This window comes from Cupriavidus sp. HY129, assembly GCF_059492215.1.
Map to the genome: position 1 here is coordinate 85,068 of NZ_CP083254.1, position 19,810 is coordinate 104,877.

At 64.9% G+C, this 19,810-nt stretch carries 20 protein-coding genes; 14 read left to right on the plus strand and 6 right to left on the minus strand.

Going from position 1 to position 19,810, the window contains the following annotated elements:
* Positions 1-26: 26 nt before the first annotated feature.
* From K6G35_RS00405 to K6G35_RS00415, 3 genes are all read right to left on the minus strand, one after another.
* Positions 27-920: a PhaM family polyhydroxyalkanoate granule multifunctional regulatory protein gene (locus K6G35_RS00405; protein WP_286880084.1), complete on the minus strand. Its 894-nt coding sequence runs from the start codon at positions 918-920 to the stop codon at positions 27-29.
* A gap of 54 nt (positions 921-974) precedes the next feature.
* Positions 975-1,802 carry an enoyl-CoA hydratase/isomerase family protein gene (locus tag K6G35_RS00410; RefSeq protein ID WP_008648241.1) on the minus strand — a complete coding sequence of 276 codons (828 nt, stop codon included), beginning with the start codon at positions 1,800-1,802 and terminating at the stop codon, positions 975-977.
* A gap of 211 nt (positions 1,803-2,013) precedes the next feature.
* Positions 2,014-2,994, minus strand: coding sequence for a fumarylacetoacetate hydrolase family protein (locus K6G35_RS00415; RefSeq protein ID WP_008648243.1), 981 nt, complete (start codon positions 2,992-2,994; stop codon positions 2,014-2,016).
* Between the two features lie 103 nt (positions 2,995-3,097).
* On the opposite strand from K6G35_RS00415, the gene K6G35_RS00420 reads away from it, so the two are divergent.
* The 4 genes from K6G35_RS00420 to K6G35_RS00435 all read left to right on the plus strand — a co-directional run bounded on the left by K6G35_RS00420 (position 3,098) and on the right by K6G35_RS00435 (position 6,408).
* Positions 3,098-3,955 carry an IclR family transcriptional regulator gene (locus K6G35_RS00420; RefSeq protein ID WP_035881237.1) on the plus strand — a complete coding sequence of 286 codons (858 nt, stop codon included), beginning with the start codon at positions 3,098-3,100 and terminating at the stop codon, positions 3,953-3,955.
* 52 nt (positions 3,956-4,007) lie between these two features.
* Positions 4,008-5,012, plus strand: coding sequence for a DUF3108 domain-containing protein (locus K6G35_RS00425; RefSeq protein WP_051705297.1), 1,005 nt, complete (start codon positions 4,008-4,010; stop codon positions 5,010-5,012).
* A 54-nt stretch (positions 5,013-5,066) separates the two neighbouring features.
* On the plus strand, positions 5,067-5,915 hold the full coding sequence (pcaD, locus tag K6G35_RS00430) for a 3-oxoadipate enol-lactonase (RefSeq protein WP_035881239.1): 849 nt from the start codon (positions 5,067-5,069) through the stop codon (positions 5,913-5,915).
* Positions 5,916-6,150: 235 nt separating this feature from the next.
* The gene (locus tag K6G35_RS00435; protein ID WP_008644526.1) at positions 6,151-6,408 is read left to right on the plus strand and encodes a BTH_I0359 family protein; all 258 of its coding nucleotides are present in this window, start codon (positions 6,151-6,153) and stop codon (positions 6,406-6,408) included.
* A 118-nt stretch (positions 6,409-6,526) separates the two neighbouring features.
* Here the strand turns inward: K6G35_RS00435 and K6G35_RS00440 are convergent, their stop codons facing one another.
* The gene (locus K6G35_RS00440; RefSeq protein ID WP_008644527.1) at positions 6,527-6,919 is read right to left on the minus strand and encodes a rhodanese-like domain-containing protein; all 393 of its coding nucleotides are present in this window, start codon (positions 6,917-6,919) and stop codon (positions 6,527-6,529) included.
* A gap of 223 nt (positions 6,920-7,142) precedes the next feature.
* Here K6G35_RS00440 and K6G35_RS00445 point away from each other — a divergent pair, with 223 nt between their 5' ends.
* The 5 genes from K6G35_RS00445 (at position 7,143) to K6G35_RS00465 (ending at position 13,090) form a co-directional block, all read left to right on the plus strand.
* A complete protein-coding gene (locus tag K6G35_RS00445; RefSeq protein ID WP_008644530.1) occupies positions 7,143-8,210 on the plus strand; it encodes a homocysteine S-methyltransferase family protein in 1,068 nt (355 codons plus the stop codon).
* 28 nt (positions 8,211-8,238) lie between these two features.
* Positions 8,239-10,986: a methionine synthase gene (gene metH, locus K6G35_RS00450; protein ID WP_008644531.1), complete on the plus strand. Its 2,748-nt coding sequence runs from the start codon at positions 8,239-8,241 to the stop codon at positions 10,984-10,986.
* Positions 10,987-11,292: 306 nt separating this feature from the next.
* Entirely contained in the window at positions 11,293-11,631 is a 339-nt protein-coding gene (locus K6G35_RS00455) for a hypothetical protein (RefSeq protein WP_035881240.1), read from the plus strand.
* Positions 11,632-11,890: 259 nt separating this feature from the next.
* A complete protein-coding gene (locus K6G35_RS00460) occupies positions 11,891-12,523 on the plus strand; it encodes a response regulator (RefSeq protein ID WP_008644536.1) in 633 nt (210 codons plus the stop codon).
* Between the two features lie 159 nt (positions 12,524-12,682).
* Positions 12,683-13,090 carry a response regulator gene (locus K6G35_RS00465; protein ID WP_011515012.1) on the plus strand — a complete coding sequence of 136 codons (408 nt, stop codon included), beginning with the start codon at positions 12,683-12,685 and terminating at the stop codon, positions 13,088-13,090.
* Positions 13,091-13,155: 65 nt separating this feature from the next.
* Here the strand turns inward: K6G35_RS00465 and K6G35_RS00470 are convergent, their stop codons facing one another.
* Positions 13,156-14,541, minus strand: a complete 1,386-nt coding sequence (locus K6G35_RS00470; RefSeq protein ID WP_008644539.1) for a CHASE3 domain-containing protein — start codon at positions 14,539-14,541, stop codon at positions 13,156-13,158.
* A 281-nt stretch (positions 14,542-14,822) separates the two neighbouring features.
* On the opposite strand from K6G35_RS00470, the gene K6G35_RS00475 reads away from it, so the two are divergent.
* The gene (locus K6G35_RS00475) at positions 14,823-14,987 is read left to right on the plus strand and encodes a DUF1328 domain-containing protein (protein ID WP_008644540.1); all 165 of its coding nucleotides are present in this window, start codon (positions 14,823-14,825) and stop codon (positions 14,985-14,987) included.
* Positions 14,988-15,017: 30 nt separating this feature from the next.
* Positions 15,018-15,452: an ElaB/YgaM/YqjD family protein gene (locus K6G35_RS00480; protein WP_008644541.1), complete on the plus strand. Its 435-nt coding sequence runs from the start codon at positions 15,018-15,020 to the stop codon at positions 15,450-15,452.
* Positions 15,453-15,829: 377 nt separating this feature from the next.
* Here K6G35_RS00480 and K6G35_RS00485 read toward each other — a convergent pair whose 3' ends face one another.
* The gene (locus K6G35_RS00485; protein ID WP_008644542.1) at positions 15,830-16,150 is read right to left on the minus strand and encodes a DUF1840 domain-containing protein; all 321 of its coding nucleotides are present in this window, start codon (positions 16,148-16,150) and stop codon (positions 15,830-15,832) included.
* A gap of 177 nt (positions 16,151-16,327) precedes the next feature.
* On the opposite strand from K6G35_RS00485, the gene argS reads away from it, so the two are divergent.
* The 3 genes from argS (at position 16,328) to K6G35_RS00500 (ending at position 19,808) form a co-directional block, all read left to right on the plus strand.
* The gene (argS, locus tag K6G35_RS00490; RefSeq protein ID WP_035881242.1) at positions 16,328-18,136 is read left to right on the plus strand and encodes an arginine--tRNA ligase; all 1,809 of its coding nucleotides are present in this window, start codon (positions 16,328-16,330) and stop codon (positions 18,134-18,136) included.
* 139 nt (positions 18,137-18,275) lie between these two features.
* The gene (locus K6G35_RS00495; protein ID WP_495675981.1) at positions 18,276-19,025 is read left to right on the plus strand and encodes an SPOR domain-containing protein; all 750 of its coding nucleotides are present in this window, start codon (positions 18,276-18,278) and stop codon (positions 19,023-19,025) included.
* 144 nt (positions 19,026-19,169) lie between these two features.
* On the plus strand, positions 19,170-19,808 hold the full coding sequence (locus K6G35_RS00500; RefSeq protein ID WP_008642890.1) for a thiol:disulfide interchange protein DsbA/DsbL: 639 nt from the start codon (positions 19,170-19,172) through the stop codon (positions 19,806-19,808).
* The last annotated feature ends 2 nt before the right edge of the window (positions 19,809-19,810 follow it).

The window sequence follows — 19,810 nt, forward strand, 5'->3', positions numbered from 1 at the left end:
CTCCGCCGAATGTGCGGAGAGCGCGCTCACTCGAACGTGTCCTCCGGCGTGCCGGGCGCGGGTGGGGTCTGAGGCTTGGCCGTTGATTTCCCGGCCGGTGCCTTTCGGGCTGCGGGTTTCTTTGCAGACGACTTGCCCGATGTCTTCGCCGCTGGCTTTGTCGCCGATTTTGCGGATTTCCTGGCTACGGTCTTTGTTCCCGCCTTCTTCGTCCCGGACGTCTTCGCCCCCTTGGGCGTAGGGCCGGACTTGTTATCGCCGGCGCTCGTGGCGCTCTTGGTGCTCGTAGCAGACTCGCTGCCTGCCGGGCCGACGCTGAAGCCACCCAGGTTGCTGAACGGCGTGACATTGGCCGCCGCTGCCGCGCTGCTGGCGATCTGGTTGAACTGTTGCTGCATCAGGTCCCACCACAGCGATGCATTGGGCGGCACCGGGGCGGGTCCGGTGGAAGTGGCCGAGGCTTCGGCACCAGCTTCGGGGCCGGATTCGGGCGGCGCGTCGATGTCGTCATCGGCGGGCTCGTCATTTTCCGCATCGGCTTGTGCTTCCGAGACCGTCTTGCCGGTGCCGTACTCGTGATGCGGCGCGGCGCTCGGCGCGCTGGCGGCGCGCGCCACGTTTTCCATCGCGCTCTGCATGGCATCGGGGGAGAGCGCGCTGCCAAACGTCTGCAGCGCCACCAGCGTGGCGCGTTGCACTTCAAGGCCCTGGATGGTCGTGCGCAACAGGCTCGAGTTGAGCTGCAGCCAGCTTTCCACTGCCTTGAGGTCGTGAATCCGCTTGTCGATGCCCTCGAGATCCATCGGGGGCGTCATCGCGCTCAGGCCGGGCATCAGCCCGCTGGGCATTCCGCTGCCGGAAGCCCAGAGCTTGCGAAGGAACTCGTAGCTGTTGGTGAAATCGGGTAACTGTCCGAACATGGTCGCGCAACTCCGTCTGACATGGTCGTCCCGAACCGTGAGCAGGACGATCGGTTACTTGAATTCGGGCGGCCGCTTCTGACGCAGGCTCGCCATGCCTTCGTGCACGTCGGGGCCGGCAAAGCCCATGAATTCGAGCGCCAGCGAGGTATCGAACGCGGGTCCGGCCATACGCAGCCAATTGTTGAGCGCGTACTTGGTCCAGCGGATGGCGGTCTGCGATCCGGCCGCAAGCCGGTTGGCCACCTCGAACGCTTTCGCGACCAGTTCGTCTTCCTCCACCGCCAGCGACACCAGACCGATCCGCTCGGCTTCCTCGCCGCTGACCGACTCGCACAGCATCAGATAGTACTTGGCCTTGGCCATTCCGCACAGCAACGGCCAGACGATGGCGGCATGATCGCCGGCGGCCACACCCAGCCGGGTATGGCCATCCACGATGCGCGCGGTCTTTGCCGCGATCGAGATATCGGCCAGCAGCCCGGCTACCAGCCCCGCGCCAACGGCCGGGCCATGCATCGCGGAGACGATCGGCTTGTCGCAGTTGATGACGTTGTAGACCAGGTCACGTGCCTCATGCCAGACGCGGGTGCGCGTCTCGAAATCATTGGCCATCTCCTCGACCAGCCCGAGGTCGCCGCCGGCCGAGAAGCCCTTGCCTTCGCCACGGATCAGCGCCACGCGGATTTCGGGTTCCGCCGAAATATCACGCCAGATCTCGGCCAGTTCGCGGTGCATGGAGGCGTCGGCGGTGGCCAGCTTCTGGTTGGCCGATTGGGCCGCGCCCATGATCACCTCGAGGATGGGGCCGTGGCGGCGCAGGGTCAGGGCGCGATAGCGCGCCAGGCGCGGGGGCAGGGTATTGGCGTCGGAAGTGGTCATTTGGGCGGGTATCGAAGAAGTTTCGGGCCGCCGGGCAGGGGAACTGGATGTCCGAAAGAGGCGAAGGAGCGCGAAGGGACGCAAGGAAGACGCGTCGAATGCAATTCCCCGACCGGCTGGTCGGGGAATTATAGGCCCAGGAACGCCTGGCGCGGCAAGGCTTGCGTGCCTGATGGGATGGCGCCCGCTGCGGCGCCCGTTATGCCGCCAGTTATGGCGCGGCCACCACCTGGTCGATTGCGCCGAAGATCGACTTGTGTTCTGCGTCGAACATCTCGATACGGACGGCATCGCCGTACTTCATGAACTCGGTCTCGGGCTTGCCGCTGTCGATCGTCTCGATCATGCGTTTTTCGGCGATGCAGCAGTACCCCTTGCTGCGATCGACGTTCGAAATCGTGCCCGAGCCGACGATGCTGCCCGCGCGCACGTTGCGCGTCCTGCAGATGTGGGCAATCAGCTGGCCGAAGTCGAACACCATGTCGGTGCCGCAGTCGGGCGAGCCCACCTTCTTGCTGTTCCAGTGGACCACCATCGGGCGATGCACGCGGCGCTCGCGCCAGGCGTCGCCGAGCTCGTCCGGCGTAACCGCCACCGGAGAGAACGCCGTGGCCGGCTTGCTCTGGAAGAAGCCGAAGCCCTTGCCGAGTTCGGCCGGAATCAGGTTGCGTAGCGATACATCGTTAGCCAGCATCACCAGCCGGATGGCCTCCCCGGCCTGGTCGGGGGTGGCGCCCATGCGCACGTCGCCGGTGATCACGGCCACTTCGGCCTCGAAATCGATGCCGAAGGCCTCGCTGGCGCAGACGATGTCGTCCTGCGGGCCGATGAAGTCGTCGGAGCCGCCCTGATACATCAGCGGGTCGGTCCAGAACTCGGGTGGCATCTCGGCGCCGCGCGCCTTGCGTACCAGTTCCACGTGGTTCACGTAGGCCGAGCCGTCGGCCCACTGGTACGCGCGCGGCAGCGGCGCCATGCAGTCCTTGGTCTGGAACGGGAACGGGTGGCGTGACCGGCCGGCGTTCAGCGCGTCATACAGGTCCTGGAGCTGCGGCGCGTAGAAGGCCCAGTCGTCGAGCACAGTCTGGAGCTTGCCTGCGATATCGGTGGCGAAGTGCGCGGTTTTCAAGTCGCGCGAGACAACGACGAGCTGGCCGTCGCGCGAACCATCCTTCAGGGTGGCGAGTTTCATGCGGAGTCGAACATAGGCAAATCGGATGGGCCACAGTCTACCGGAGCGGCGCGGGCGCACCGTATAGAATGGCCGGCAATACCGATACGCTTGCCAGGAACGCATGACCGCAGCCGAAGACGACGATACCCGGGACGATATTGCCGACGACACCAGGCGTGCCGGCATCCAGTCCATCGAGGTGGGATTCCGGTTGCTGCAGGCGCTGGCCGCGTCGCCGCGCGCGATGATGCTGCGCGACCTGGCCGCGGCGGCGGACATGAGTCCGGCCAAGGCGCACCGCTATCTGGTCAGCTTCCAGCGGCTGGGCGCCGTGACGCAGGACACCGTGAGCCAGCGCTACGACCTTGGCCCGTTCGCGCTGCAGCTTGGCCTGGCCGGGCTGAACCGGCTCGACCCGGTACGCAAGGCGCGCCCGATCCTGTCGCAGCTGCGTGACGAGATCGACCAGACCGCCGGTATCGCCGTGTGGGGCAACCACGGGCCGACCATCGTCCACTGGGAGGAATCGAGCCATCCGGTCAGCGCCAGCCTGCGGCTCGGTGACGTCATGCCGATGCTCAACTCGGCCACGGGCCGCCTTTATGGGGCTTATCTGTCGCGCCGCCAGACGCTGCCGCTGATCGAGCGGGAACTGGCCACGCGTGGCACCGTCCCACTGCCTGACATGCCCGTATCGCTGGACGAATATGACGCGATCTGCGCGGACGTGCGAGAGCACGGCGCGGCACGCACGCGCGGCGGGGTGTTGCCGGGCATCAATGCGATCTCCACGCCCGTGTTCGACGCGAATGGCCATCTGGCGATGGCGCTGATCGTGCTCGGCGCGCAGAGCGTATTCGATGCAGAATGGGGCGGTATGGTGGATCGGCGCGTGCGCGATATCGCCCGGCAAATCTCTTCGGAACTCGGTTACCTTGACGGCAGCCAACGGGCCGGACAAACCGGTCAAACCTCGTAGTCGGTCGCGGGGCGGCATGCTGAGCTGGTGGCAGCGCCGTCGCAGATGGATTGTGGTCATTCTGTTGGTGGTGGCCGCCCATTTGCTGGCGCTGCTGCGTCTGGTTCATGCGCCGGCGCCGAGCCTGCCCGATATCGAGCCGAGCCCTACGCTCAGCGCCATCCTGCTGCCGCCGCCCAAGCCACCGGCTCCGCCGGCGCCTCCTCCGCCCGTGCCCGCGCCACGACCGGCGCCGCAACCGCCAGCCCCTTCAACACCGCCAAAACCTGCGCCACCGGAGTCCGCGCCGGCACTCGCCACGGCGGAAAGCGGCCAGACCGCGGCAACCACCGGATCAGGCGGAGAGGGATCGGCGGCGGCCGCGCCGCCCGCAGTGACGCCGGCAACCCCAGCCGCCCCACCGAGCCCGCCCGCGCCCAGGTACGACGCACCGCCGTCGGTGGTGCTGCGCTACGCCAGTTTCGTCAACGGCGTGCAGAACCCCGATGGCCGGATCACGTGGCAGCAGGACGGTCAGCACTACCGGCTGGCGGTGGAAACCCGCGTGCTCTGGTTCCGCTTCGCGTTCCAGAGCACGGGCGACATAAGCGACGGGGGATTGAATCCCACCCGTTACGAGGAAGCCCGGCGCAGCAAGGTCGAAGTCGCCCGCTTTGATCGCACGGCAGGCACAGTGGTGTTTGAAACGCGTGGCGGACAGGTGCCAATGCCGTCAGCATTCCAGGACCGCTTCAGCGTGTTCCTGCAACTGGTTGGGTGGGCGCGGGGCGATCCGCAGCGCTACGCGACCCCGGGCGTGACGGAGACGTTCAACGTGTCCGACACGCGGGAAGTGGAAGTCATGCAGGTGCAGTACGTTGGCGAACAGGACATTGATATCGGTATCGACAGGGTGCGCACGAAGCACTTCGTGCGCCTGCCGCGCCACCCGAACGACAAACGCAAGGTGGAAATCTGGCTGGCGCCGTCCCTGAACTGGATGCCGGCGCGTCTGCGTCAGACGGAGCCTGATGGCACTCAGATCGATCTCGTCTATCGTAGTAGTGAGACACATTGACGAATGCGCCTTGGGAGCCGGTGGGTGGCGCCATGACCGTACGGAGACTGACATATGTCTGACACTTCCGCATCGACCGCGTCGCAAACGAACCGGCTTCAGGTCGGGGATGTGCATTTGCAAGTGCGCGTCGATGGTGCCGAAGGCCCTTGGGTGATCCTGGCCCATGCGCTCGGTGCGAATCTGACTTTGTGGGATGACACCGCGCGGCACCTTGCCGCACGCTATCGCGTGCTGCGTTTCGACATGCGGGGCCATGGTGGTAGCGATGCGCCGGTGGGCGCCTACACCATGGCGCGGCTGGCCGACGACGTGGTGGCGCTGATGGACGAACTCGATATCGCGCAGGCCCACTTCTGTGGGGTGTCGGTGGGCGGCATGGTGGCGCAGACGTTGGGCGTGCGCCATCCGGAGCGGCTGTTGTCGCTGACGCTGGTGGACACGATTCACCACACGCCGCTGGAAGCCCGGGCGATGTGGGCCGACCGGATCGGACAGGTGGAAGCGCATGGCATGCGCGGGACCGTCGAGTCGACGTTGAATCGGTGGCTGACCGCACCGTTCCGCGAGCGGCACCCAGAAATCGTCGAGAGAATCAGGAAAATGTTGCTGGAAACACCGGTGCGCGGCTATGTTGGTGTAGCGCAGGCGATCGAAGCCTTCGATCTGGCCCGCGCGATCTCCCGGATTCACTGTCCGACGCTGGTGGTGGTCGGCGACAAGGACGAGGGCTCGCCGGTGTCGATCGCCGAAGCCATCGCCAATGAGATTCACGGTTCAAGGCTGGAAGTGCTGCCGGACGCGGCGCACCTGTCATTCATCGAACAACCGGAACGCTTCCATGCGATCTTCGACGCGTTCCTGGGACACGCGGCTTGTGGCGGCCAGTGTGATATTCCGTAACGCCATTGGAAATATCGCAACACAGTAGTGCACGGCGCTCAAGAAACTTGCAGGCTGCGCCGATGCCCAATGTAAGAGGGCAGCAATGGCACGACAAGGTCCGCCCGGTCGTACAACTTGAATTACGGGCGACTACCCTCAGCTTGGAGAGGAAATCGCGTCAATTCCACAGGCCTTGTGCCGGGAGCGCAGCAATGCGCGGAGTTGCCGCTAACTATGCCAGGAGGAAAGTGCGATGCAAATGATCTACAACAGCGACAATTACTGCATTGTCGAGTTTGGAGCAGACGTCGAGCATGCGACCCTTGCCTCGGGCGGTTACGAGATCGTCGACAAGAATCTGAAACGCGAAATTTTCCTCGGTGGCCTGATGGCCGAGACCTTCCGCGCCGATGTGACGCGTTTGATCGAGAGCGAACCCTCCGTGGAAGAAGTCGACGAGTTTCTCGGCAAATTCGATACGGTGATGAACAACCCGCTGGTCATGCACTGACCACTGGCGCGTCGCATCACACCGGGAGGCGCGGCGGCGGTAGACCGTTTGTCCGCTTCCAAAAACAAACGCCCGCTTATGCGGGCGTTGCTGTCTTCTCAGAAGTCGCGAAATCAGATCAATACTGTTCCCAGGGTAGCCCGTCGTGACGCCAGCCGTTGACCGTGTTGCGATGGCGCTGGGCGTCGAGGTCGCCTTCGAATCCATGCAGTACGCAGTAGATAGTGGCGAATCCGGCGCCTTCCAGCGCGCGAGCGGCTGCGGACGACCGGTTGCCGCTGCGGCAGATCAGCACGACCGGGCGGGCCGAGGCTTGCCCGGCCAGTTTTTTTACCGCCTGCACGAAGTGCGGATTGACTTCCCAGTCGGGGCCGTCGTTCCAGGGAACGTTGTGCGCCCCGCGGGGATGACCGACGAACAGGTATTCCATCTCGCTGCGGCAGTCGATGAACAGTGCATCGGGCTCGCCTTCGAGCAAGGTCCGGGCGTCGTTGGGGCTGAGGGTTTGCATGGTGCGGATAAGCGTGACGAATGCGTCTCTCAGTGTAGGCGCGCGGCCGGTTGCTGACAACTGGCCCAACACCCGGGCCGACACCCGGGCCGACACCCGGCCATCAAAGTGGCAGGGCAAGTCCCTGACCGCCGCAATGCCTTGATCTACCTGATAAAATCGCCGGTTCTGAATTGTCACAAACTGCGCGGCTCCGCCGTCGCATCGAAGATCGAGCCCCACCATGAGCGCCGCCCAATCCCAACCACGCCCCTACACCCGGGCCGCCAGCCTGCCGAAGCTGCTGCGCAACCGCATTCTGATTCTCGACGGCGCGATGGGCACGATGATCCAGCGTTACAAGCTCACGGAAGCTGACTATCGGGGCACGCGCTTCGCTGACCATCGGATCGACGTGAAGGGCAATAACGAATTGCTGCTCCTGACCCGTCCGCAGGTCATCACGGAGATTCACGAGCAGTACCTGGCCGCCGGTGCCGATCTGATCGAGACGAACACGTTCGGCGCCACGCGCGTGGCGCAGGAAGACTACAAGATGGCCGACCTCGCGTACGAGATGAACGTCGAGGCCGCCCGCCTGGCGCGTGCCGCGTGCGACAAGTACAGCACGCTGGACAAGCCGCGCTTCGTGGCCGGCGCGTTCGGCCCGACGCCGAAGACAGCCAGCATCAGCCCGGATGTCAACGACCCGGGCGCGCGCAACGTCACCTTCGAGGAACTGCGCGATTCGTACTACGAACAGGGCAAGGCCCTGCTCGAAGGCGGGGCCGATGTGTTTCTGGTCGAGACAATTTTCGACACGCTCAACGCCAAGGCCGCGCTGTTCGCGATCGACCAGTTGTTCGAGGACACCGGCGAGCGCGTGCCGGTGATGATCTCGGGCACCGTGACCGATGCCTCGGGCCGCATTCTCTCCGGTCAGACCGTGGAGGCGTTCTGGAACAGCCTGCGCCACGCGAAGCCCGTCACATTCGGCCTGAACTGCGCGCTTGGCGCTACGCTGATGCGCCCGTACATCGCCGAACTGGCCAAGGTGTGCGATGCCGCGGTGTCGTGCTACCCGAACGCCGGCCTGCCCAATCCGATGAGCGACACCGGCTTTGATGAAACGCCCGAGGTGACCTCCGCGCTGGTGGAGGAGTTCGCGGCATCCGGCCTGGTGAACCTGGTGGGCGGCTGCTGTGGCACCACGCCCGATCACATCGCTGCCATCGCCAAGAGCGTGGCCAACAAGACGCCACGCGCCTGGCCCGGCCAGTATCGCGAAGACACCGCACAATCGGCCGCCTGAAGCCATCGCACGCAAGAGAACAGAAATCATGAGCCAGCAAAACCTGCCCCCGCGTCCGATGCGCCTGTCCGGTCTGGAACCGTTCACGATCGACGACGACACGCTGTTCGTCAACGTTGGCGAGCGTACCAACGTCACCGGTTCGAAGGCATTCGCCCGCATGATCCTGAACGGCCAGTTCGACGAAGCCCTGGCGGTGGCCCGCCAGCAGGTGGAGAACGGCGCGCAGATCATCGACATCAACATGGACGAGGCGATGCTCGATTCGAAGGCGGCGATGGTGCGCTTCCTGAATCTGATCGCGTCTGAGCCGGACATCGCGCGCGTGCCGATCATGATCGATTCGTCGAAGTGGGACGTGATCGAGGCGGGCCTGCGCTGCGTGCAGGGCAAGGCCGTGGTGAACTCGATCTCGCTCAAGGAAGGCGAGGAGCAGTTCCGCCACCACGCCACGCAGATCCGCCGTTATGGCGCGGCCAGCGTGGTGATGGCATTCGACGAGAAGGGCCAGGCGGACACGTTCGAGCGCAAGACCGAGATCTGCAAGCGCAGCTACGACTTCCTCGTAAACGAAGTGGGCTTCCCGCCCGAGGACATCATCTTCGATCCGAACATCTTCGCGGTGGCCACCGGTATCGAGGAGCACAACAACTACGCGGTGGACTTCATCGAAGCCACGCGCTGGATCAAGCAGAACCTGCCGTACGCCAAGGTCAGCGGCGGGGTGTCGAACGTGTCGTTCTCGTTCCGCGGCAACGACGTGGTGCGCGAGGCGATCCACACCGTGTTCCTGTACCACGCGATCGCGGCGGGCATGGACATGGGCATCGTCAACGCTGGCCAGCTGGGCGTGTATGACCAGCTCGACCCGGAATTGCGCGAGCGTGTGGAAGACGTGGTGCTGAACCGTCGCGACGACGCCACCGATCGCCTGCTGGAGATCGCCGACCGCTTCAAGGGCGGTGGCACGAAGCGGGAAGAGAACCTGGCCTGGCGTGGCACGCCCGAGCAACCGGTGCCAGTGGGTGATCGCCTGGCGCATGCGCTGGTGCACGGCATCACCACGTTCATCGTCGAGGACACCGAGGAAGTGCGCCAGCAGATCGCGGCGCGCGGTGGCCGCCCCATCGAGGTGATCGAGGGGCCGCTGATGGATGGCATGAACATTGTTGGCGACCTGTTTGGCGCGGGCAAGATGTTCCTGCCGCAGGTGGTGAAGAGCGCCCGCGTGATGAAGCAGGCCGTGGCACATCTGCTGCCGTTCATCGAGGAAGAAAAGCGCCTGGTGGCCGAGGCCGGCGGCGACGTGCGCGCGCGCGGCAAGATCGTGATCGCCACCGTGAAGGGCGACGTGCACGACATCGGCAAGAACATCGTGTCGGTGGTGCTCCAGTGCAACAACTTCGAAGTGGTCAACATGGGCGTGATGGTGCCGTGCAACGAGATCCTGGCGCGCGCCAAGGTCGAGGGGGCGGACATCGTCGGGCTGTCCGGCCTGATCACACCGTCGCTCGAGGAAATGGCCTACGTTGCCTCGGAGATGCAGCGCGACGACTACTTCCGCGTGAAGAAGATTCCGCTGCTGATCGGCGGTGCCACTACATCGCGCGTGCATACCGCGGTCAAGATCGCGCCGAACTATGAAGGCCCGGTGGTCTATGTGCCCGATGCCTCGCGCTCGGTCAGCGTGGCGTCGAATCTCTTGTCTGACGAAGGCGCGGCGAAGTACCTGGACGAGCTGAAGTCCGACTACGACCGCATTCGCACGCAGCACGCCAACAAGAAGGCCACGCCGATGGTGTCGCTGGCGCAGGCGCGCGCCAACAAGACGCAGATCGACTGGAGCACCTATGTGCCGCCGAAGCCGAAGTTCATCGGCCGCCGCCTGTTCCGCAACTACGATCTGTCCGAACTGGCCAACTACATCGACTGGGGGCCGTTCTTCCAGACCTGGGATCTGGCCGGCAAATTCCCGGACATCCTCAACGACGAGATCGTCGGCGAATCGGCGCGACGCGTCTTCTCGGATGGCAAGAGCATGCTGGCTCGCCTGATCCAGGGACGCTGGCTGACGGCCAACGGCGTGATGGCGCTGCTGCCGGCCAATACGGTCAATGACGACGACATCGAGATCTATACCGACGAGTCGCGCAGCAAGGTCGCGCTGACCTGGAACAACCTGCGCCAGCAGAGCGAGCGTCCGGTGGTGGATGGCGTGCGTCGCCCGAACCGCTGCCTGGCCGATTTCATCGCGCCGAAGTCGAGCGGCGTGGCCGACTACATTGGCCTGTTCGCGGTCACGGCGGGGATTGGCGTGGACAAGAAGGAGGCGCAGTTCGAGGCCGACCACGACGACTACAGCGCCATCATGCTCAAGGCGCTGGCCGATCGTCTGGCCGAGGCGTTCGCCGAATGCCTGCACGAGCGCGTGCGCAAGGATCTCTGGGGCTACGACGCCGCGGAGTCGCTGAGCAATGATCAGCTCGTCGCCGAAGCGTATCGCGGTATTCGTCCGGCACCCGGCTATCCGGCTTGCCCGGAGCACACGGTCAAGGCGCCGATGTTCACGTTCCTCGATGCTGCCGATATCGGCATGGGCATCACCGAGGCGCTGGCCATGACGCCGGCGGCATCGGTGAGCGGCTTCTACCTGTCGCATCCGGACTCGACCTACTTCAGCATCGGCAAGATCGGTCAGGACCAGCTCGACGATATGGTGGCCCGTCGCGGTGAGGACCGTCTTACGCTCGAACGCGCACTGGCGCCGAACCTGTAGAAGCTGTAACCAGGTGCAAGAGCCGGGATGCCGCGCGCGCGTGGCATCCCGGCTTTTTTCATACTCGGCGTCAGCCGTTGATGGTTGGGGGCAGGCCCGCGATGCCCTCGCATGGCGCGCTGTGCCGAATCGCGTCGAATCGTGCCGATTTGTAGCGGCAATGTCCTCACCTCTGCTTACAGGGCATTACAAGTCCTCACAGAAGCGAGTGGAGCGAGTCCATAGACTGGGCCTCAGTTCACGTGACACCGCGTGAATGCCGCGGCGAATGTTTCGCTGCGGGGCATTCCAGTAAAGGAGTCTTCCATGAACAAGCTGCTGATCTCGCTGTCCGCCCTGTCGATTGCCGCCGCCTCGTCGCTTGCGATGGCGCAAGGCACTGGAGCCACCGCCGGAAGTGCCGGCACACAGGCCGGCGTCGGTGCCGCGGTGAACGCACCGTCCCTGCAAACCGGCACCGGCGCATCGGTCAACGCTTCCGGTGGTGCGGTGACGCCTGGGGCCTCGGCCGACGGCGGTACCGGCGCCCAGATGGACGTGCCGAAGGGCCATCAGGGCAAGCAAGCCAAGGGCAAATCCAAGAAGGGCGAAACCAGCGAATCCAGTGCCAGCGCGGGTGGTCAGGCCGGTACGAAGATGCAGTAATCCTGTCAGGTGCCGGGGCGGGCCCCTCCAGACTGCCCCAGCTCCCACTGTCGACAGACCGCGACAGACCTCGACAAACCGGCAACGGGCGCCTTGTGCGCCCGTTGTGCATTTCCGACAGCGCGCGTGGGGGCAGGTATCCTTCCGGACATGTCAGCCTGAGACTGACATATTTGGCCGCGCGGCAGCACTACAATGCAAAAAAGCCGGCCCGGTCCATCCATCCGAAGCCGGGCCATCCTTCACCGTGGAGACACAGATGATTCGCGTCCTGATCGCCGACGATCACGAGATCGTGCGTGCAGGTCTGCGCCAGTTCATTGCCGAGGAGCCTGACATCGAGGTGACGGGCGAAGCTGGCAGCGGCGACGAAGTGATGGCGCAGTTGCGCGACCGCGAGTTCGACGTGCTCGTGCTCGACATTTCCATGCCGGATCGGAATGGCATCGACGTGCTGAAGCTGATCCGACAGAGACTGCCTGCCTTGCCTGTGCTGATCCTGTCGACCTATCCGGAAGACCAGTACGCCATCAATCTGATACGTGCGGGAGCATCCGGTTACCTGACCAAGGAGTCGGCGCCGGACGACCTCGTCAAGGCGATCCGCACCGTTGCCCAGGGACGACGTTACGTGAGCCCGACCGTGGCCGACCTGCTGATCGGCGGACTGGACAAGCCCACCGATCAGCCCGTGCACCGCACCCTCTCCGAGCGCGAGTTCCAGATCTTCTGCAAGCTGTCGCGCGGGCAATCCGTCTCGGTCATCGCTGACGAACTGTTCCTGAGCGTCAAGACGGTGAGTACCTATCGTTCACGCATCCTGGAGAAGATGGGGATGAAGACTAATGCCGATCTGACGTACTACGCCATCAAGAACGGCCTGGTGGAGTAAAAGGCGCTATCAAAAAGATTCTGGCGTCGTTGCGGGGCCTTGCCGTGCGACTTGTACTGTCTGCGGCCCCCGCCTAGCCAGAACCGCGTCGCTGCATTTTGATAGCGCCTCTACGCAGGCATCCATAAATCGCTCAATTCTCGGAACCATCATCGCACCATGCCGGAGCAGCCCACTGCCTCCATACCCCGACCACTGCGCGTCCTCCTGATCGAGGACTCGGCCGTGATTCGGAGCATGTTGATGGAGTACCTGACCGCGTTCCCGTTCGTGGAAGCCGTGGATTGGGCCGATACGGAAAGCAAGGCGGTGGGGCTGGCCGCAGCCGGGGCCTATCACGTGGCGATCGTCGATCTGCAACTGCGTCAGGGCAACGGCATCAATGTGCTGCGCGAGATGCAGAAGGCGCGGTTCCCGGGCATCCGCATCGTCTACACGAACCATGCGCAGGTATCGATGTACCGGCGCCAGTGCGCCGAAGCCGGCGCGGACTATTTCTTCGACAAGTCACTCGAAATGGAGCAGGTGTTCCGGGTGATCGAGGACTACGCGATGTCGACGCCCTGACGTCGACGTTCATTCCTGCGTCACCTGTTCCGGTGCCCTTGGATCAGCGCCTTCATATCTTCCCCTCACTCGGCCGGCTCTTCCTGCGCCAGCACCGCCGCGGTCAGCGGCACCTCGATGCGGATCGTCACGCCGTGTCCCGGCGAGGAATCCACCTGCATTGTGCCGCCCAGCGCCAGTACGCGCTGCTCCATGCCGAGCAGGCCGTGATGGCCGGCAATGCTGCCAGCGTCGAAGTCGGGAGGCAGGCCACGGCCGTCGTCGCGCACGGTCAGCACCAGATGTTCGGTCGTGCACGCCAGGGTTACTGACACCTGCTTGGCCTCCGCGTACTTGCTGGCATTCGTCAGCGATTCCTGCACGATGCGGTACAGCGCGATGGCAGCAGGGTCATTCAGTCTTGGCAGCGTCTCGGGCAGGTCCAGCGCGGTATCCCACTGGTTGCGCGTGCCGACGTCCTCCACCAGCTGCACGATGGCCTCGCGCAGGCCCAGGTTCAGCAGCACGGTCGGACGCAGGTCCTCGATCAGTTGTCGCTTGATCTGGATGGCCTGGTCCGCGTGCTGCATCACGCGCGTCAGCTTGTCGCGCGCCTCCGGATGCGTGTCTTGCACGCGCATCCGCACCCAGTGCAGATCCAGCTTGATGGCGGTGAGGATGGCGCCGAGTTCGTCGTGCAGCTCGCGCGCCAGGCGCGTCTTCTCGTCTTCGGTCACGCGTTGCAGGTGAGCGGCCAGGGCGGACAGCTGGCGCGTGCGGGCGCGCACCTTGCGGTCGAGCCGCGCGCTTTCCTCTTCCAGTTCGGCCCGGGTGGCATCGGCCATCGCCATGCGGCGCGCGTGGCCCATGCCGAGCGTCACCATCAATGCGATGTTGATGGCCGTGAGCAGCCCAATGCCGTAGCGCGACAGTTGCAGGTCATGCTCGGCCGCTTCGAGATTGTGCGTGACCGTGCCCGACTCGCGCACCTGCAGATGCTCGAGACCGCGCCGCGCATTCTCCATGGTCTGCTTGCCGAAGTCGGTGCGGACCATGTCGAGCGCCACGTCGAAGTCGCGCTTGCCGTAGACCAGCGTCAGTGCCATCTCGTTGAGTTTGCGCGTCACGAACTGGGATGCCTCGCCGAATTGACGCAGGCCTTCCGGATCGTCCGCGTAGTGCTGGCGGATGCGCGACATCAGTTCGTTGATGCGGGGCAGCGCCTTGTAGTACGGGTCGAGGTAGCTGTCCTTTCCGGTCAGCAGGAAGCCGCGCTGGCCGCCCTCGGCATTGACGAGTTCGCCGATCAGGTCGCCCAGGTCGTTCTGAAGCTGCTGCGAACGGATTGCCTCGGTGTATCCCTCGCGCAGGCGCTGGTTGCCGGTCTCGGATGCGATCAGTACGGCCAGCGTCAGCATGATGCCGCTGACCAGCAGCAGTGTGTTTCGCACGAGTAGGGAATGCTTGGCCATTGAGAATTACCGGTTAGAAGACCGTTTCCAGGTGCGCGGCGGCCCGATGGGCGACCATCGCATCACATTGAGGGGGCGGGGTCAATCGTAGCCGTGGCCCGGCCGGTCTCGCACCCGGTGTGGCGCGCGGTGCGCTGTAGGACTTGGCTGACATGGGAATCGGTCTGGATTCGGTGCCTGCTCTGGCGAGCGAACCCTACGATGAGGCTATGAGCTTGCGCGCCGTGGTGCAAGCCGGACGCGCCACTTTCGGCGTGCCCATCATCCGAGGGAGGCTGGACATGCTGTACTACGCACTCGTCTTCTTTATTGTTGCCCTGATCGCGGCGATCTTCGGATTCGGCGGCATTGCCGCCGGCGCGGTAGAAATTGCCAAGATCCTGTTCTTGATATTCCTGGTGGTGGCAATCGTAACGTTTGTAATGGGCCTGGTGCGCCGACGGTAAGTCGCCCCACGTCCGGAAACAGGAGATCCCATGCTCACGCAAAACCCCAAGGTTCGCAAGGAAATCAACCACCTGCACGACAGCGCTGACGCAGCGGTCCGGCAGATCCGCCATGCCGCGCGCGACACCCGCGACGCGGCACGCGATGCCGCCGGCCCGGTGTCGGAGGACGTCAAGGCATTGATCGGGCAGCTTCAGCAAACGATCGACGTGCTGGCGCGTGAGGGTTCGGCGGAAAGCCTGGCGGCGGGGCGCCGACTGCGTGACCGTGCGCAGGATCTGGCCGAACGGCTGCGCGAGCGTGGCCGGGACGGCGTGGACTGGGCGCGTGTGCATGTTGACGATGCCGTCGACCACGGCCGTCAGCGCGTGGTGGAATCCCCGCTGATGGCGGTGGGGATTGCCGCGCTGGTTGGCGCGTTCGTCGGCCTGCTGCTGGCCGGCGGCCGACGTAGCGACGACTAAGAAGCTGTTTCAAAGCGATTCTGGCGTCGTTCCGCAGGTGGCTCGCAAGCGAGCCGAAACTCCTGCTTCACCCTGGCCAGAACCGCTTCGCTTCATGTTGAAGCTGCTTCCAAGGAAACGAAGCCGGAAGGCGCGCGGCAGGCCGCTGCCGCGCGCTTTTCCGCAGTAACCCCCCTTCCCGGATACCAATCCCTGGTCCGGGTCGCCCGGTCGCCCTGCGGCAGCCGGGCGCTTTTTCGTGTGCGACGACCGGATGTCGCAGAACCTTTCAAACGGCTTTCTGGGGCAGGGCGTGTGGAGACCGGCGGCACGGTGTCGCCGGACGAAGGTGGAGCAGGGCGCCAGCGATGGTGGCGCCCCGAGGGGGCGTCAGTGGGTCAGACGCCCCACATCACATCCGCGCCTTCCTTGACGGACTCACGCAGCATGTCGAGGAACGGATAGGCGCGCTGGCCCAGATGGAGCGGTTCCTCTTCGCGCTCGTCATCCTTGCCGGGGTGGACGGTGGCTTCGGCCGGGTGGACTTTCTTGGCGTCCTGGACGGCGGCTTCGAGCTTTCGGATTGCCGCCGGCATTTCGTCGGCCTTGATCACCCCGCGCTCGCCCAGATGCTTGCCGATGATGCCAAGCAGCGTAATGGCAAGATCCTTCATCATGATCAGGTCTTGCGCCGCGTGGGATTTGAAGGTGATCAACATAGTGGTTCCTTTCACGAGTGGCGGTGTCTGGCGCAGGGCGTACAGGCCATCCGCATGATGTCAGCATAGCACCTGATAAAATTCCGCGTTTCCCGATTTCCACTGCCGGTCACGCGGCGCGGCGTTCACTTGCCGACGCATGGCCGGAAGCACCCCAGCCTCAGGGCCCAGATATCCATGCTGCCTGTTCAGACCTCCCAACTTGCCGCCGCGTTCACGGATGCCGTGCGTGCGCTCGCCCCCGCCGATGCCAACCTGCCCGCGGTGACATTCGAGCGACCCAAGGCGGCCGCCCACGGCGACCTGGCCTGCAACATCGCCATGCAGGTGGCCAAGTCGCTCAAGACCAATCCGCGCGAACTGGCGCAGAAGGTCGTCGACGCAGTCAAGGCCGATCCGCGCGCGACCGCGCTCGTGGCCGCGCTTGAGATCGCCGGCCCGGGCTTCATCAACCTGCGCCTGAGCCCCGAGGCCCGCGCGGAAGTCCTGCGTGCCGTGCTGGCCGATGGCGACCGCTACGGCGCGCGTCCGGTCGGCGAGCATGGCCAGGTGCTGGTGGAGTTCGTCTCGGCCAACCCGACCGGGCCGCTGCACGTGGGCCACGGCCGCCAGGCCGCGCTGGGCGATGCGCTGGCGAACCTGCTGGCCTGGCAGGGCTGGTCGGTCCATCGCGAGTTCTACTACAACGACGCCGGCGTGCAGATCCATACGCTGGCCATCTCGGTACAGGCCCGCGCGCGCGGCCTGAAGCCAGGTGACGCCGGCTGGCCCGAGTCCGCCTACAACGGTGACTACATCGCCGATATCGCGGCCGATTTCCTGTCCGGCAAGACCGTGTCCGCCTCGGACGGCGAGCCGGTGACTGCCTCGGGCAACATCGAGGATCTGGAGTCGATCCGCAAGTTCGCGGTGACCTACCTGCGCAATGAGCAGGACATCGACCTGCAGGCGTTTGGCGTCAAGTTCGACCGGTACTACCTGGAATCATCGCTGTACAGCGATGGCCGCGTGGAAGCCGCCGTGCAGTCGCTGATCGCCAAGGGCAAGACGTACGAGAGCGAAGGCGCGCTGTGGCTGCGCACCACCGACGACGGCGACGACAAGGACCGCGTCATGAAGAAGGGCGACGGCACGTACACGTACTTCGTGCCGGACGTGGCGTACCACACCACCAAGTGGGAACGCGGCTTCTCCAAGGTCATCAACGTGCAGGGCAGCGACCACCACGGCACCATCGCCCGCGTGCGTGCCGGCCTGCAGGGCCTGGACATCGGCATTCCGCAGGGCTACCCCGACTACGTGCTGCACAAGATGGTCACCGTCATGAAGAACGGCGAGGAGGTGAAGATCTCCAAGCGCGCTGGCTCGTACGTGACCGTGCGCGACCTGATCGAATGGAGCAACGGCGGCGAAGAGACGATCCGCGGTTGCCTGGAAGCAGGCGTGGCCGACTGGCCCGCGCACTTCACGCGCGGCCGCGACGCGGTGCGCTTCTTCCTGCTGTCGCGCAAGGCCGACACCGAGTTCGTGTTCGACGTGGACCTGGCGCTGAAGCAGAACGACGAGAACCCGGTGTACTACGTCCAGTACGCGCACGCCCGCATCTGCTCGATTTTCGAGGCCTGGGGCGGCGCGGACTGGGAAGCGCGGCTGGGCGAGCTGGCCAGCGTGGACCTGGCCGCCGTGACGGCTGCTGACGTGAGCCCGCAGGCGATCGCGCTGGGCCGCCGTCTGGCCGAGTTCCCCGACATGCTGGCCGCTGCCTCCAGCGAACTGGCCCCGCACGCCGTGGCCTTCTACCTGCGCGACCTGGCTGGCGATTTCCACGCGTTCTACAACGCCGACCGCGTTCTGGTGGACGACGAGACGGTCAAGCGCGCGCGGCTGGCGCTGCTGGCCGCCACGCGCCAGGTGCTCAAGAACGGCCTGGCGGTGATCGGTGTTTCGGCACCGCAGCGCATGGACCGCGAAGCGGCTCCGGCCTGATCGTGGTAGGGGTGGTGGGTTGACGCACCACCCGCCAGCCCATGGCATCGGCGGCCGGCAGTCGACAATTTGCGACGAATCTGAAGCCGTGCGTCATGGGTCTGGCTCTATAATCCCCGGCATCACCGAAGAGGACTTCATGCAACAGATTGCCAAGCGCGCCCCGCGCACCGTCCGCCATACCAAGACGCAGCGTGGCGGCACGTTCCTGGGCCTAGTGCTCGGGTTGATCGTCGGCCTGGCCATTGCCGTGGTGGTGGCGCTGTACATCACCAAGTCTCCTGCGCCGTTCCAGCAGAAGGGCGGCAGTAGTGCCCCGGCCCCGCGTCCCAGCGAGCCTGGCAATGTGGTCAGCACCTTGCCGAGCCCGACGCAACAGGCGCAGCAGCCCGAGGAGCCGTCGGACCCGAACCGGCCGCTCTGGAGCAAGACGCCGGCCAAGCCGGTGGGCCAGCCCGAACAGGCGCAGCCCGGCCAGCCCGCGCCGCAGCCCCCGGTGGCGACCACCCGTCCGGCCGATGCCGGCACCGGCACCAGCGCCGCCGCCAGTTCCACCGTTGCCGGCAAGACCCCGGAGAAGCCTGCCGCGCGTCCGGCCGAGAAGCCGGTGGCCGACCCGATCGCGGAGATTGCCCAGGCCGATGCCAACAAGGTGGGATACCTGCTGCAGGTAGGGGCGTTCCGGTCGCAGGATGACGCCGATCGTCAGAAAGCCAACCTGGCCATGCAGGGTTTCGAGGCCAAGGTGACGGATCGCGATGTCAACGGCGTGAAGATGTATCGCGTTCGACTGGGACCGTTCAACCGCATCGACGACATGAACCGCGCACGTGACCGCCTGCAATCGGCCGGTTTCGAAGCCTCGGTGATCCGCTTTACCAAGCAGTAACAGGTTCGCGGCGGCAGGCGGTGAACCGCGCGCCGCCGCCGTGGTCATAGCCTGAGATCCGGGCCCGGCCGGGCGCTGGACAACGCAATCCGCTGCTTCGCTGTACCCTTGCATACCCTCGATAAACCGGAAGGCCCTTCGAACATGAAGAAAATCGCCGCACTGCTTGCCACCGTTGCCGCTGTCAGCGGCCTGCTGATGACCGCGCCCGCCGCCATGGCCGCGCCGACGGAAGGCAAGGACTACACGGTCCTGAAATCGCCGCAGCCCGTGCCGGCCGGCAAGATCGAGGTGACCGAGTTCTTCTGGTACGGCTGCCCGCACTGCTACGACTTCGAGCCCGAGCTCGAGGCGTGGGTCAAGAAGCAGGGCAAGGACGTGGTGTTCAAGCGCGTGCCGGTGGCGTTCCGCGACGACCTGCTGCCCCACACGAAGATCTTCTATGCGCTGGAAGCCATGGGCAAGCTGGACGCGATGCACACCAAGGTGTTCGACGCGATCCACAAGCAGCGCAAGCGCATGCTGACCACCGACGAAATCGCCGATTTCATGGCCCAGAACGGCATCGACAAGAAGCAGTGGCTGGACACCTACAACTCGTTCTCGGTGACTACCAACTCGCAACGTGCCAACAAGATCGCCGACGCCTACAAGATCGACGGCGTGCCGACCGTGGTGGTGCAGGGCAAGTACGAGACCTCGCCTTCGATCGCAGGCACCAAGGCTGGCGCCATCCAGGCCATGGACTTCCTGGTCACGGGCGTGCGCGACAAGAAGCTCTGATC

Excerpts from the sequence above, each read along its gene's own strand:
- K6G35_RS00405 (WP_286880084.1), bottom strand. The coding sequence starts at position 920 with ATGTTCGGACAGTTACCCGATTTCACCAACAGCTACGAGTTCCTTCGC.
- K6G35_RS00410 (WP_008648241.1), bottom strand. The coding sequence starts at position 1,802 with ATGACCACTTCCGACGCCAATACCCTGCCCCCGCGCCTGGCGCGCTAT.
- K6G35_RS00415 (WP_008648243.1), bottom strand. The coding sequence starts at position 2,994 with ATGAAACTCGCCACCCTGAAGGATGGTTCGCGCGACGGCCAGCTCGTC.
- K6G35_RS00420 (WP_035881237.1), top strand. The coding sequence starts at position 3,098 with ATGACCGCAGCCGAAGACGACGATACCCGGGACGATATTGCCGACGAC.
- pcaD (WP_035881239.1), top strand. The coding sequence starts at position 5,067 with ATGTCTGACACTTCCGCATCGACCGCGTCGCAAACGAACCGGCTTCAG.
- K6G35_RS00435 (WP_008644526.1), top strand. The coding sequence starts at position 6,151 with ATGCAAATGATCTACAACAGCGACAATTACTGCATTGTCGAGTTTGGA.
- K6G35_RS00440 (WP_008644527.1), bottom strand. The coding sequence starts at position 6,919 with ATGCAAACCCTCAGCCCCAACGACGCCCGGACCTTGCTCGAAGGCGAG.
- K6G35_RS00445 (WP_008644530.1), top strand. The coding sequence starts at position 7,143 with ATGAGCGCCGCCCAATCCCAACCACGCCCCTACACCCGGGCCGCCAGC.
- metH (WP_008644531.1), top strand. The coding sequence starts at position 8,239 with ATGAGCCAGCAAAACCTGCCCCCGCGTCCGATGCGCCTGTCCGGTCTG.
- K6G35_RS00455 (WP_035881240.1), top strand. The coding sequence starts at position 11,293 with ATGAACAAGCTGCTGATCTCGCTGTCCGCCCTGTCGATTGCCGCCGCC.
- K6G35_RS00460 (WP_008644536.1), top strand. The coding sequence starts at position 11,891 with ATGATTCGCGTCCTGATCGCCGACGATCACGAGATCGTGCGTGCAGGT.
- K6G35_RS00465 (WP_011515012.1), top strand. The coding sequence starts at position 12,683 with ATGCCGGAGCAGCCCACTGCCTCCATACCCCGACCACTGCGCGTCCTC.
- K6G35_RS00470 (WP_008644539.1), bottom strand. The coding sequence starts at position 14,541 with ATGGCCAAGCATTCCCTACTCGTGCGAAACACACTGCTGCTGGTCAGC.
- K6G35_RS00475 (WP_008644540.1), top strand. The coding sequence starts at position 14,823 with ATGCTGTACTACGCACTCGTCTTCTTTATTGTTGCCCTGATCGCGGCG.
- K6G35_RS00480 (WP_008644541.1), top strand. The coding sequence starts at position 15,018 with ATGCTCACGCAAAACCCCAAGGTTCGCAAGGAAATCAACCACCTGCAC.
- K6G35_RS00485 (WP_008644542.1), bottom strand. The coding sequence starts at position 16,150 with ATGTTGATCACCTTCAAATCCCACGCGGCGCAAGACCTGATCATGATG.
- argS (WP_035881242.1), top strand. The coding sequence starts at position 16,328 with ATGCTGCCTGTTCAGACCTCCCAACTTGCCGCCGCGTTCACGGATGCC.
- K6G35_RS00495 (WP_495675981.1), top strand. The coding sequence starts at position 18,276 with ATGCAACAGATTGCCAAGCGCGCCCCGCGCACCGTCCGCCATACCAAG.
- K6G35_RS00500 (WP_008642890.1), top strand. The coding sequence starts at position 19,170 with ATGAAGAAAATCGCCGCACTGCTTGCCACCGTTGCCGCTGTCAGCGGC.